This is a genomic window from Microbulbifer variabilis ATCC 700307 (assembly GCF_000380565.1).
Lineage (GTDB): Bacteria > Pseudomonadota > Gammaproteobacteria > Pseudomonadales > Cellvibrionaceae > Microbulbifer > Microbulbifer variabilis.
Genome location: NZ_AQYJ01000027.1, coordinates 438,728 through 451,310, shown reverse-complemented (window position 1 = coordinate 451,310; position 12,583 = coordinate 438,728). Strand labels below are relative to the sequence as shown.

Annotated in this window: 13 protein-coding genes; 3 read left to right on the top strand and 10 right to left on the bottom strand. The window is 51.3% G+C overall.

Annotated elements, in window-relative coordinates; genetic code table 11:
* Nucleotides 1–126: 126 nt before the first annotated feature.
* The 7 genes from G367_RS0115155 to ftsY all read right to left on the bottom strand — a co-directional run bounded on the left by G367_RS0115155 (nucleotide 127) and on the right by ftsY (nucleotide 6,674).
* Nucleotides 127–1,005 (bottom strand): outer membrane beta-barrel protein, encoded by an 879-nt coding sequence (locus G367_RS0115155; protein ID WP_020413996.1) that lies wholly within the window; start codon nucleotides 1,003–1,005, stop codon nucleotides 127–129.
* Nucleotides 1,006–1,480: 475 nt separating this feature from the next.
* Nucleotides 1,481–2,272, bottom strand: coding sequence for a tRNA (guanosine(46)-N7)-methyltransferase TrmB (gene trmB / locus G367_RS0115150; RefSeq protein WP_020413995.1), 792 nt, complete (start codon nucleotides 2,270–2,272; stop codon nucleotides 1,481–1,483).
* Between the two features lie 88 nt (nucleotides 2,273–2,360).
* Nucleotides 2,361–2,738, bottom strand: a complete 378-nt coding sequence (locus G367_RS0115145) for a DUF423 domain-containing protein (RefSeq protein ID WP_020413994.1) — start codon at nucleotides 2,736–2,738, stop codon at nucleotides 2,361–2,363.
* 111 nt (nucleotides 2,739–2,849) lie between these two features.
* Entirely contained in the window at nucleotides 2,850–3,704 is an 855-nt protein-coding gene (rpoH, locus tag G367_RS0115140; protein WP_020413993.1) for an RNA polymerase sigma factor RpoH, read from the bottom strand.
* A gap of 223 nt (nucleotides 3,705–3,927) precedes the next feature.
* Complete coding sequence (gene ftsX, locus G367_RS0115135; RefSeq protein ID WP_020413992.1) at nucleotides 3,928–4,944, bottom strand: permease-like cell division protein FtsX; 1,017 nt, start codon at nucleotides 4,942–4,944, stop codon at nucleotides 3,928–3,930.
* Entirely contained in the window at nucleotides 4,925–5,611 is a 687-nt protein-coding gene (gene ftsE, locus G367_RS0115130) for a cell division ATP-binding protein FtsE (protein WP_020413991.1), read from the bottom strand. Before ftsE ends, ftsX begins: the two co-directional genes overlap by 20 nt.
* A gap of 34 nt (nucleotides 5,612–5,645) precedes the next feature.
* Complete coding sequence (gene ftsY, locus G367_RS0115125; RefSeq protein WP_211214942.1) at nucleotides 5,646–6,674, bottom strand: signal recognition particle-docking protein FtsY; 1,029 nt, start codon at nucleotides 6,672–6,674, stop codon at nucleotides 5,646–5,648.
* 373 nt (nucleotides 6,675–7,047) lie between these two features.
* Between ftsY and rsmD the strand changes: the two genes are divergently transcribed.
* From rsmD to ggt, 3 genes are all read left to right on the top strand, one after another.
* Nucleotides 7,048–7,650 carry a 16S rRNA (guanine(966)-N(2))-methyltransferase RsmD gene (rsmD, locus tag G367_RS0115120; protein WP_020413989.1) on the top strand — a complete coding sequence of 201 codons (603 nt, stop codon included), beginning with the start codon at nucleotides 7,048–7,050 and terminating at the stop codon, nucleotides 7,648–7,650.
* A 102-nt stretch (nucleotides 7,651–7,752) separates the two neighbouring features.
* Nucleotides 7,753–8,229: a pantetheine-phosphate adenylyltransferase gene (gene coaD / locus G367_RS0115115; RefSeq protein WP_020413988.1), complete on the top strand. Its 477-nt coding sequence runs from the start codon at nucleotides 7,753–7,755 to the stop codon at nucleotides 8,227–8,229.
* Nucleotides 8,230–8,291: 62 nt separating this feature from the next.
* The gene (gene ggt / locus G367_RS0115110; RefSeq protein WP_020413987.1) at nucleotides 8,292–10,010 is read left to right on the top strand and encodes a gamma-glutamyltransferase; all 1,719 of its coding nucleotides are present in this window, start codon (nucleotides 8,292–8,294) and stop codon (nucleotides 10,008–10,010) included.
* Between the two features lie 32 nt (nucleotides 10,011–10,042).
* On the opposite strand, the gene G367_RS0115105 is transcribed toward ggt, so the two are convergent.
* The 3 genes from G367_RS0115105 to G367_RS26830 all read right to left on the bottom strand — a co-directional run bounded on the left by G367_RS0115105 (nucleotide 10,043) and on the right by G367_RS26830 (nucleotide 12,558).
* A complete protein-coding gene (locus tag G367_RS0115105) occupies nucleotides 10,043–11,650 on the bottom strand; it encodes an amidohydrolase (RefSeq protein ID WP_020413986.1) in 1,608 nt (535 codons plus the stop codon).
* Nucleotides 11,651–11,841: 191 nt separating this feature from the next.
* Complete coding sequence (locus G367_RS0115100; RefSeq protein WP_020413985.1) at nucleotides 11,842–12,381, bottom strand: disulfide bond formation protein B; 540 nt, start codon at nucleotides 12,379–12,381, stop codon at nucleotides 11,842–11,844.
* Nucleotides 12,382–12,405: 24 nt separating this feature from the next.
* Entirely contained in the window at nucleotides 12,406–12,558 is a 153-nt protein-coding gene (locus G367_RS26830; protein ID WP_245556704.1) for a DUF5993 family protein, read from the bottom strand.
* Nucleotides 12,559–12,583 lie beyond the last annotated feature (25 nt).

Sequence of the window (12,583 nt, the reverse complement as noted above, 5' to 3'; positions counted from 1 at the left end):
CCTTAGAAGGGCACTTTGCCCGGATGATGTACCTGAAACCGCCATCACAATGTTACATCACGGGCATCCCTTATCTGGATGGCACCGCGTAAGGCGGTTTTCCAAAAAAGTGGAAACCGCCAGTTTTTAGCTGCGGATACAACCGTATTCATCCACCGCAATACCAATCGGTGTATTCGGACACTGGTCTATATAGGTAGGTACACCATCAAAGTCTGAGTCGATAGGACAACCGTCAGGCCCCACATCCACACCAACTGGTGTCTGTGGACATTGGTCTGTTGCATCAATCACACTATCGGCATCCTCGTCATACCAAAAATCCGGGTACTCAAGCCACTGATAGCCTACTGCGACACTAGCAAAACCATCCAGGCCACCTTCTTCCACCCCTTGAAAAAGACGTATATCAGCACGTGCCTGCCAACGAGGCCCCAGACTGTACTTCACTCCAATACCCAGATTGACCATAGTCTGGCTATCATGCCAATTGCAAACGTACTTTGGGTAGAGGTGCGTATAAGGGTATTTACGTTTGTACTCACAGTCATACCGATACTTGCCGTCTTTATCCCTGTAATGTTTTTTTGGTGCATCATCGTAGTTAATACGAATTTCGCCAATCCCGAAAGCTACGTAGGGTTGCCAGCAAAAGTCGCCGCAGAACTGGCCACCAAATTGATAAAGCAGATCCAAATGGTAATTGTATACTTCAACCTTTTCAGGAATTTCATCTACATTCACTACAAAGTAATCAACCACTCCCTCCATGGCCCAGTAGTTGGTCATATTGAATCCCAGGCCGCCACCGCCACCAGTGGTGTCCCGCAGTTTTAATCCATGAAAGGGTGTCCCATTTAGTCGGTCACTGTTAAACCAATGTTTACCACCATTGGCGTAGAGATTCAGTGTGCCAACAAAATCAGCAGAGGCCCCTGAACTTGTAAAAAGAAGAGAAAATAAAACGCCATACAAAATTGAAAGAAGCGAGAGACGCTTTCTCATTAGAGACACCGAAATTCCTTTTCGAACCAACCCCCCAAGGCTTTTATTCGAATGGGTACTTAGCAACGAAATCGAATTTATTGGTATATTTTTTAAGTACTCTTAATACGAATTCGTATTTGATGCCTCGCCCAGTATTAGCATCATAGACTGGAAATAGGAAAAGATAGCGATAAGGACAGGAGAGATAACCGATGCCGACGCCAACAATGTAGTGGCATTCATGGCCATTAACAAACAGTACCTTCGGCGGTCCTGAATGCAATATTTTGCCGCTACACAAAACAGTATTGTGCCTGTGAACTGGATAAGTTTTGGCAGGATTGCCTTTTAGAATCTCCGATGTCAGCGAAGATCGGAAACTACCGGGAAAAACTGGCAGATAATTTTGTAGAGACTGCGATATTTCAAAACTGATCACTGGTGGAACGGGTAATATCACCAGTGATCATACTCTCGCTCTAAGTACTAGAGACTATTCTCCACCAGGACCATAAGTGGAACTGACTTCACTCTCTATGCTAGCCACTCGCTGAGCGGGAGCTTCACCGGGCAAACGCCGATACACCAAATCCCAAACGCCATGGCCCAGGCGCTGGCCTCGACGTTCGAATTTGGTTTCCGGGCGCCACTCGGGCCGCGCAACATAGTCATTGCTGGCAGATGTATTTTCTAACAACTGCTCCGCCTGGAGTACTTCCAACATATGCTCGGCATAGTTCTGCCAGTCTGTCGCCATATGCATCAGCCCGGCGGTTCTTAGTTTGGCACAAATCAAGCGTACAAATTCTGGCTGCACAATGCGACGCTTGTGATGCTTTTTCTTGTGCCAAGGGTCGGGAAAATATAATTGGAACCTGTCCACGATACCCTCACCGATGCAATCGTTGAGAACGTCTACTGCATCAGCCATATAAACACGCAGGTTTTCCAGCCCAGCTTTACCGGCACTATTAATCAACCTGCCGACACCGGGAGGGTGCACCTCGATACCAATAAAATTCTTGTCGGGCTCCGCCTGTGCCATCGCGAACAGGGAGTCCCCCATACCAAAACCAATTTCCAGAACCAGTGGGGCCTCGCGCCCGAAAACTTCACTCGGATTGATAGGACCATCAAACAGGGACAAGCCAAACTGCCCCCAGTAGGTATCAAAAGCGCGGCGCTGCCCTTCAGTCATTCGCCCTGCGCGGATCACGTAACTACGGATGGACTTTTTCTTGTACTCGGTGCGGTAGGGGAACTCTTCCGCGGATTCGTCTTGCATTCTTCACGACCTCTTATGCGAAACGGTTTTCTTATATTCGGGTATTGGGATAAATTGGGCGCCGACTCAAAAATGAATCTGGTCCCGATTATTTGGAGAAATTTGCAGCGGCAATTAACAATGCAATCCAACCGGCAATCATCAGGGTCCCACCAACTGGTGTGACAGGCCCCAGCCACCGCGGCCCTCCAAGGGCGAGGGCGTAGAGACTGCCGGAAAAAAACACTACGCCAAATACAAAGAAAGCTCCGCTCAGGGTGAGTGATAAGTGCACACCCCTGTTCTGGATTAACAGAGCCACGCCAAGCAATGCCAAGGCATGGAGCATCTGGTACTGCACTCCAGTCTTGTAGGCCTCCAATAGGTTCTCTGTCACCTTATCGCGCAGGCCGTGGGCGCCGAAGGCACCCAGGGCAACACCGCTGGCGCCGAACAGTGCGGCGAGCACCAGGTAAAGTTTTGCCATTATTTATCCCTCAACAGTTTCCTTCCTGGTTAGACTCAGGAAATCGATAAATACGGAAATAAAAAAACCGCGCAACTGCGCGGTTTTCTACCGAATGACAAAGATACGGGTTCAGGCCTCCATGGCCGCCCGCACTTTCTTCATGGCATTCTTTTCCAGCTGGCGGATACGCTCAGCGGAAACACCATACTTGTCAGCCAATTCATGCAGCGTGGACTTCTCCTCACTCAACCAGCGTGCCTGGATAATATCGCGGCTGCGCTCATCCAGTTGCTCCATAGCATGGGCGAGGCTACTGAGGTTGGTTTCCTGCCAGTTATCACGCTCCAGCTGGGCGGCTGGGTCGAAACTGCGATCTTCCAGGTAATGCGCCGGTGCCTGCCAGGCAGTATCGTCATCGTCATCTACACCTGCATCGAATGCGGCATCATAAGCAGCGAGACGGCCTTCCATCTCATGGACCTGGGCAACATCCACGTTTAAGTCTTTTGCCACAGCCTTGGCTTCATCATTGCTGAGCCAAGCCAATTTCTTCTTTTGGCCACGCAGGTTAAAGAAGAGCTTGCGCTGCGCCTTGGTGGTGGCGATCTTCACAATACGCCAATTGCGCAGGATAAATTCGTGGATCTCGGCTTTGATCCAGTGAACCGCGAACGAAACCAGGCGCACACCCTTTTCAGGGTTAAAGCGCTTGACGGCTTTCATCAGGCCAACATTACCTTCCTGAACCAGATCGGCCTGATTAAGGCCATAACCGGAGTAGGACTTGGCAATATGCACTACAAAGCGCAGGTGGGACATCACCAGCTGGCGAGCGGCATTAATATCTTCACGATAGTAGAGGTCTTCTGCCAGGCGCTTTTCCTCTTCGGCAGTCAGTACATCAAAGCTACTGACCGTCTGGATATAAGCTCCCAGGTTGGCGCCCGGAGACAGCGTATGCACTGGCTGTAGGCTGGTTCCCATTCAGGTTTCTCCTCTCTTTATTAGTCGACCGGCTCCACCGGCCGCTGTCGTCGAATACTGTTTCCGGCGACAAGCTGGGCTCAGTGTAGCACTTGCACAGGCGGATAAGAAAGTCCGCCGCCAATTGCCGTATTCCGCTGTATTTCGGGCAATTAGAGGGCCGAACAACCCCTGGGGTTCCCACTGCTGCAACAGCTTTACGATTCTTTATGGAACTAACCAGTCAAGTGGGTTCGATAGCCCGAATATGCCGGGTTGCCGCCAGCCAGGCACCCAACAATCCCAAGAGGGCTGCGCCAGCGGTCAGCCCTAAAAAGTAGCTGAATCCAGGGCCTGCTAGAGCGTAGTTACTTCCATAACTGGAAGAAAGGCCTGCAATTGGCCCCGACAACAGCAGTACGCCACCCAGTAACAGCAACCAGGCCAACAACCCGCCACAAAAACCATAGCAGAGCCCGCTGTAGAGAAAGGGCCTGCGCACAAAGGCATTGGTACCGCCCACCAGCTTTACCACCAGAATCTCCTCGCGGCGGCTCTCGATATGTAGACGAATGGTATTGACTACCACCAGGATCACCCCCAGTGCCAACAGGACCGCAAGCCCAGCGGAGAGGCGCTGCCCCAGCTCAGTAAGCTGGGTAAGACGCTGCACCCAAGCTAAATCTAACACCACGGAATCAGTCAGGGCCTGTTGCTGCAAGTTCGCCACCAATATCTGCAACTTGTCATTATCTTGGGTATCCCGTGGGCGCAATAGCAATACCGCTGGTAGAGGGTTCGCATCGAGTCCCGCCAGCACATCACCGAGCCCCGATGCCTGCTCAAACTCAGCCAGCGCCTCTTCCGGGGAGATATAAGTCACTTCGGCTACTGCCGGATCGCTGCGTAGTTTTGCAGCAAAAGATTCCACAGCAGCGTCCCGCGCACCCTTATGCAGGAAAACTGAAATTTGCGGTTGTCCATCCCAACCAGCTACGGCGCGCTGAAAATTCGCTAGCCCCAGTTGCAGGGCAGCAGGTAGGGCTAAAGCTATCGCTATCACCAGTGCAGTCATGATACTAGCCATGGGGGTAGCAAAAAAACGCCGTAGGGATTCCAACGCCACCTCTCTATGATGGCCGAGCCAGCTGCGCCACAAATCGCCAAAATCGGTACGGGCTGCTACTGCCCCGGTACTGCGCGTACGTTTTTCAGCACTGGGATTGGCCTGGCGCTGTGACCTAGACTGGGTTTGCTTCACGGCTCGGAACTCCGTCATAAATCAACTGGCCAGCCTGCAGCGTCAATACTCGCCGACGCATTCGTGCGATCAATTCCAGGTCGTGACTCGCCACCATTACAGTAACGCCCACTGCATTAAAATCCGCGAACAACTGCATAATTTCCTGGGATAGTTGCGGATCAAGGTTACCGGTCGGCTCATCGGCTACCAGGATGGCTGGTTTGTTCACTACAGCGCGGGCTATGCCAACACGCTGCTGTTCACCACCAGACAACATAATGGGGTTTTGCTTTTCCTTGTGCAGGAGGCCCACCTTGTCCAGCGCAGCGCGTACCCGGCGGCCCAGTTCGCGCCTATTACAACCGGCAACTGATAGGGGCAGGGCAATGTTGTCAAACACACTGCGATCAAAGAGAAGTTGGTGGTTTTGGAATACGATGCCCAGGTTGCGGCGATAGTAGGGAACCTGACTATTACGCAGTCGATTGAGGTTTTGCCCGGCAACTAGGATAGTCCCCTTGGTGGGGCGCTCTATAGCAGTAACCAATCTCAGTAGGGTACTTTTGCCTGCACCGGAGTGACCGGTGAGGAACACCATATCCCCGCGGGGAATTTCCAGGCTGATACGCACCAGGGCATCTTGCCCCGATGCATAACGCTTGTTCACATTGTCAAAGGTGATCACGGTTTCTAATTCTTGTTATTCCCTGTGAGGAAAGTCAGGCGGTATCGCGGCCGAACAGTGCCGAAACGAACTCACGTGCCCGGAAAGGCTGAAGATCTTCCGCCTGTTCCCCCACACCGATAAAGCGTACCGGGATGCCGAAACGGCGTGCCAGGGCAAATATCACCCCACCTTTGGCCGTGCCATCTAATTTGGTGAGAACCAACCCGGTAACACCAGCCGCCTCACGGAATTGGGAGGCCTGATTGATTGCATTCTGGCCTGTACCGGCATCGAGTACCAACAGCACTTCATGGGGAGCACTGGGGTCCAGTTTGCCCATCACCCGGCGCACCTTGGCCAGCTCATCCATCAAGTTAGATTTGGTATGCAACCGGCCGGCAGTGTCTGCAATAACTACATCGATGCCGCGGGCCTGAGCTGACTGGACCGCATCAAAGATAACTGATGCGCTGTCTGCACCGGTATGTTGAGCGACAACTGGGACATCGTGGCGCTGGCCCCAAACCTGCAACTGCTCCACAGCAGCAGCGCGGAAGGTATCGCCTGCGGCGAGCATGACCGACTTACCCTCACCGAGAAAGCGATGCGCCAACTTACCGATGGTCGTGGTCTTGCCAACACCATTAACTCCCACCACCAGAATCACATACGGCTTCTTGCCAGTATCAATCATCAGCGGCGCATCGACACTCTCAAGCAGTTCCGCCAGCTCCTGCTGCAGGGCTTGGTACAGGGCATCACCATCGGCAAGCTCGCGACGGGACACGCGCTCAGTCAGGCGCTCAACAATCTCACTGGTAGCCTCAACACCCACATCTGCCATCAGCAACTGGGTTTCCAGCTCTTCAAGTAAATCCTCATCGATTTCCTTAGCACCAAGAAACAGATTGCCCATTCCCTCAACGAACTGATTGCTGGTACGGCTGAGTCCACGGCGAATGCGAGCAAAAAAGCCCTCTTTCTTTTTCTCAACAGGTTTTTCCTGAACCTGTGCAGGTTTCGCTACCGGTTCTGGTACTCGCTCGACAGCGGCTACTTGCTCCGCAACAACCTGCTGCAGCTTGGGTTCAACTTCAGCTTTTTTCTCCGTGACTTCTGCGGGCTTTTGTTCCGCAGTTGATTGTTCGGGAGCTGTGACAGGTTCCTCTCGCCCTACAGCGGTAGGCTTTTCTTCAACTGGGGGAGACACATATCCCGCTAGTTGAGCACCGGTTTCCGAAGTCGAAGGCTCTTTATGGCCTGAGGATTCTTGCTCACTGGAAAGCTCCCCAGAAGCAGCAGCAACTTCCGCATGCTCCTGCTGGGACTCGCTTTGTTCAGGTTTGCGCTTTTTCTTTTTACGCAGGAAATCAAAGATCATTCGTGTATCCGGGTGTACCGCTTGCAGAAAGACGCTAATCTTAGCATCGCTAAGCCCCCAGTAGAGAGTTCCCTTGGCCAGAAGTTCATCACGCAAGCCCACCCCACAACCTCTTTCCCAACTTCGCATCATCGGAGGGCAGTGGCGCGGACGCAAACTGCAGTTCGCACCAGTAGAGGGACTGAGGCCCACGGGCGATCGACTGCGTGAAACCCTATTCAACTGGCTGCAGTTTTATCTGCCAACCGCTCACTGCCTGGATCTATTCGCCGGTTCCGGAGCCCTTGGCCTGGAGGCCTTGTCCCGCGGCGCTGCCTCAGTGGATTTTGTCGAGCTGAATCCCCATGCGGCACGCACCCTCAAGCAGCAACTGCAGTTGCTGGGCGCACAGAGAGCCCAGGTGTATAACTGCGAGGCAGCCGATTTCCTTGCGAGTAGTGATAAGCAATACGATATTGTCTTTATTGACCCGCCGTTTGCCAAAGACCTGTGGCAGGAGAGCTTGAGCGCCCTTGAGGGCCATCTATCTGCGGAGGCATTGATATATATTGAAACCCCTCGCAACACGCCTCCCCCAGTATTGCCAAACTGGCAATTAATCAAAGAAAAACGTGCTGGGCAGGTTTGTATGCGTCTATATAGCGATAGCAGCACTAAACAACGCTCAACTGAATAGCGAGGAGCCAGCGAAATTATATGAATGCATTCGGTTTTGAGCCTTAGCCGTAAATTGTTTACCATTCGCATCCCTTTCGGCCCGCACTAAAAGCCTTGGCGTATGAAAAAAGTCGTCTATCCCGGAACGTTTGATCCAATCACCAATGGCCATCTGGACCTGGTGGAGCGGGCCTGCCGCCTGTTTGACCACGTTATCGTTGCTGTGGCCGCCAGCAGTCGCAAAAACCCCTTGTTCACTTTGGATGAGAGGGTAGAGCTGTCCCAGAAGGTACTCGGCCACCTGCCCAATGTGGAAGTTATCGGCTTTGATATTCTGCTGGCCGACCTAGTTCGCCAAGTAGATGCCTACGGCGTACTACGTGGCCTGCGTGCAGTATCCGACTTCGAATACGAGTTCCAGCTGGCAAATATGAACCGGCAGCTGGCGCCGAATATGGAAAGCCTGTTCCTGACACCGGCGGAACATCTTTCCTACATTTCCTCATCTCTGGTGAGAGAAATTGCCTCTTTGAACGGTGATGTCACCAAGTTTGTTCCACCGGCAGTACAGAGCGCACTCCAGGAGAAATTCCGCTAAGCCCGGACCTGGTTATTTCTGGTACACTCAAGCGGATTTTTCCACAATCCGCGGAGTGTGTTGTGCGCTACCTTCTCCTCGCCTTTGCCGTCTTAATGACCCCAGCAATAGCCGACGAGCCGCAACCGGAGATCGATACCGGTCGCAGTGCGATCAAGTCGGCCACAGCCAACACCTATATGGCGGTTACCGCCAATCCACATGCCAGTCGCGCAGCTGAGCAGGTTCTCGCCCAAGGAGGTACCGCTGTGGATGCTGCTATAGCCGCACAAATGGTATTGGGGCTTGTGGAGCCTCAGTCATCAGGTATTGGTGGCGGTGCCTTCATGCTCAGTTATGACGCCGACGACAAAGAACTCCAATACTACGATGGTCGCGAGACAGCGCCCGCTGCAGTCGATGAACATTACTTTATGCACGAGGGTAAGCCCCGCTCATTTATCCGAGCGGTTATTGGTGGCTACTCAGTAGGTGTACCCGGCGTTATCCGCATGCTGGAAATGGCACACAAGCGCGATGGCAAACTCCCATGGGAATCCCTGTTCCAGCCCGCTATCGACTTAGCCGAAAACGGATTTGAGATTTCCCCTCGTCTGCACCAGCTCCTGCTCAGGCTTCCGAGCGTTGCCGCCAGGCCGGCTATCGCCAACTACTTCTTCGACAATGATGGAAAGCCTCTGCCTGTGGGGCACAAGCTGAAGAACCATGATTACGCCCAGACATTGCGAATGATTGCCAAAGGTGGCTCAGATGCGTTTTATCATGGCGAAATAGCCAAGGCTATTGTAGAGGCAGTAAATAACGACCCGGAAAACCCCGGTCTGCTCAGCCTGGAAGATATGGCTACCTATAAAGCCAAGCAGCGTGAGCCCTTATGCTCACTATTCCTCGAATATCGCGTCTGTGGTGCCGATGCTCCCTCCTCAGGGGGTACCACTGTGGGTGGAATATTGGGCATGCTGCAGCAGTTTCCGCTGGACAAGATGGAGGCTGGCGACGACCTTCTCACCCACCTGTTTATTGAAGCCTCCGAGCTGGCATTTGCCGACCGCAATACCTACTCCGCCGATGCGGATTTTGTCAGTGTGCCGAGCAAGCCCCTGGTCTCTCCCGACTACCTAAGCAGTCGCGCTGCCTTGATCGACCCAGATAGCGCCAACACCGCCAAGCCAGGCAATCCCTCGGCCGGTACTAGCAAGCGCACAATGGCCCAGTCACCGGAGATGCCCAACACCAGTCATCTGGTAGTGGTGGACCGCTACGGCAATGGTGTCAGTATGACGACCAGCATTGAGACGGGGTTTGGATCACGTTTACTGGTGAAGGGATTTCTGCTGAACAACCAATTAACCGACTTTTCCTTCACGCCAAGGGATGCCGATGGGAATCTGGTAGCCAACCGTATCCAAGCCGAAAAAAGACCCCGTTCATCCATGTCACCCACTATCGTATTCAACAAGGACGGCAGTATGCGCCTGCTGGTTGGCTCCCCCGGTGGATCCCGCATCATCGACTATACGGCTCGAACCATTCTCTATCATTTGGGTCTGGATATGCCGATCGCAAACGCTATAGCCGCCGGTAATATTGGCGCTATCGGCCGGCGCGTGGAACTGGAACCGGGGTTTTTCAGCAGTGAAACTGTAGAAAAGCTGAAGGCACGCGGACATCAGGTAGTCGAGCGCAATCTCAATAGCGGCATTCATGCAATTGCCCTAAAGGATAAAAAACTCCATGGCGGCGCTGACCCCCGTCGTGAGGGGAGCGCCCTGGGGCACTGATCTCAGGTGGGATACTTAAAAGCCTCTGCACATCAGGGGCTTTTTTCATTGGGCAATTTATCGCTACCAAATTCATAAACCAGCCGCCCCTTGTAATAAGTCCGCAGGATATTGGCTTTGTGGATTTCACTTACAGGAATCTGGAATAGATTACGATCCAGCACAATAAAATCCGCCCACTTATCCTTTTCCAGACTGCCTGTTTCCGATTCCAGCCCATGGGCATAGGCTCCATTTATAGTAAAAGTCTCAAGCATCACCTCCAGAGGGATATTGCGCTCTACCCCGGATTGAATCCCAAACAGTGGACTACTCTCCCTACCTGAAGACAATACATACCCAGAAACCAAAGTAACGCCTTCCGGAAAAAAATGTTTACTATTTTCTACATTGAAATTTTTTTTCTGTAGCGGAATTTTGCTCGGATGAACTACCGCTACAATTTTACCCTTTGCAAATTTCTGTAATTCATCGGCATCGGCAATCGTAGCATTGAAGATACTGTTACGCGGGTTTCTTTTTTTGGCCATATCTCCCAGCTGCAAGAGAACTCCTAAAGCCAACTCAGTGCCAACGCGATTATGCACGTAAAGTTGTACAGGGAAATTATGAATATTTGCTCGCTCTACTAGCTGTATTATTGCCGGTAATTTTCCAGTTTCTGAACTATGGCCAACTGCATTCGGAGAGACAGGGGTACTGATACTGACAGAACCTATACGAAAATCTTCACCGGAATACCGTTTGGTAAGAGCCTGTAGCGTCCTAAACTGTGCTGCTGTCATATCAGGCAAAACAGTAAATGAGCTTCTTACCCGCAAGTCCAATGGTTCTAGATCTGAAAATTTATCCAGAATCGTCATTAATTTTCCACCGCTAACCAAAGGGGTATTGGTCTCATAAAGTGTTGTCACACCCCAACTGGGGGCCAGACTATTTATACGTAAAATATCCTTATGGTAATCTGTCGAACGCTTATCTGGGATCAATTTCTGCAATAGTTCTGTCGCACCTCGGCCACGCAATAAGCCTATTGCGATACCATCCTCATTTTTAGCAATAAATCCATTTAGTGGATTTTTCGTATCGTTATCAATACCGGCGGCAGCGAGCCCTTCGGAATTTGTCCAGATACTCGTTCCGTCAGCAGAAACCAGAATAATAGGAATTAAATCATTTATTTGATCGAGAATTTCTTTATGAATTTTATGATCTGAAAATGCTTGTGGGCGCCATCCTGAACCAACCACAACCTGTTGATCCGGGTTTTCCTGGATATAAACTTCTACCGCCCGCCGGTAATCATCAACCGTATTTCCCGCGTGCAAATCAATGCCAAATGCCGATCCGGCAATTTTTGCTCCCTGAATAAACCCTGGTAAGATCAGTTTTCCCTGTAGGTTCTCAACCTTTGTATCTGGCCCAATGTATTTTTTTGCACCCTGTTCATCGCCAATGTAAACAATATACCCATCCCTGATAACCATGGCCGAGGCAACGGAACGGGATTTATCCAGTGTATAGATATAAGCATTTTCCAAAATCAGCTGAGCAGGAACTAGGCTGGAACTATTCTGTGGAATAGCTTCACCGCAGGACAGCAAAGAAAAACAATATAAAATCAAAACCAAACGCTTCATACGAGCTTCCTTTTTCAGAGGCACCCCAGTCAATCCACGGAAAGTAATTGGCTTTAAAAATAAGCGGCTCGAAAATATTTTTTTGAAATATATGCAACTGTCTTTTATAGGTAAATGTAACAGCCAGTCCAGCACATATAACCCATGGCACTGTCGTAATTGTAGAAAAGGAGAAGCTTTTATGAGCAAGCTTAAGTCCACAACCAGTGATAGCCAAAAGAGCCACTGGTACAGGGCCCCAGGCCGCACTCAAGAAAAACGCCTATCAGATTAACCATGACGATGGTAAAAAAAGCAGTGGCAACAGATTTTTCCACAAAACTGAAACGACGTGGCGCAAAATTGCGCTGGGAAAATCCTAGCATCATGGCAACCCCTGAATAAGCTAGAAGCCCAAAAAAGGCAACAGCTGACCAGGTATAAAGGTGCAGGCCAAAGAAAGCTTCACCAAAGCCCGGGTTGCCAGGAAGGATATGCAGTAGCACTTGTCGCCCAGCCACAGCTAAACCGGCAAGCCCTGATAGTATGACCATTCCATAATGTAAAGGCCGCACACCAAAGCGCAGGTTCATCAGCAGTCCAATACCCACCATAGTAAAAGCCACCCTCTGCAGTAAGCATAGAGGGCAGGGTGGCTGATGGAAAAACAGCTCCACGAGGAAAGCAAACCACAATGCCACTGTAATCAGTAACAGAAGCAGGGCGTCGAACCTTCGCACCGTATACACCATGGCAAGCCCCTTTGAGGCCTATTCTTAGAAGGAAAGGTGTAGCTTAGTAGTCCAATGATATGTGAACCAGGCAAGATAAATTGCCAAGGTCACGAGCCACCAGCCAATTGCCGCCCGCGGGTGTCCACTCCAGATGTACCATGCTGACAGTAAGGTGGTGATAAATGGCAATAACATTACCACGGACTATCTCCGTAGACGG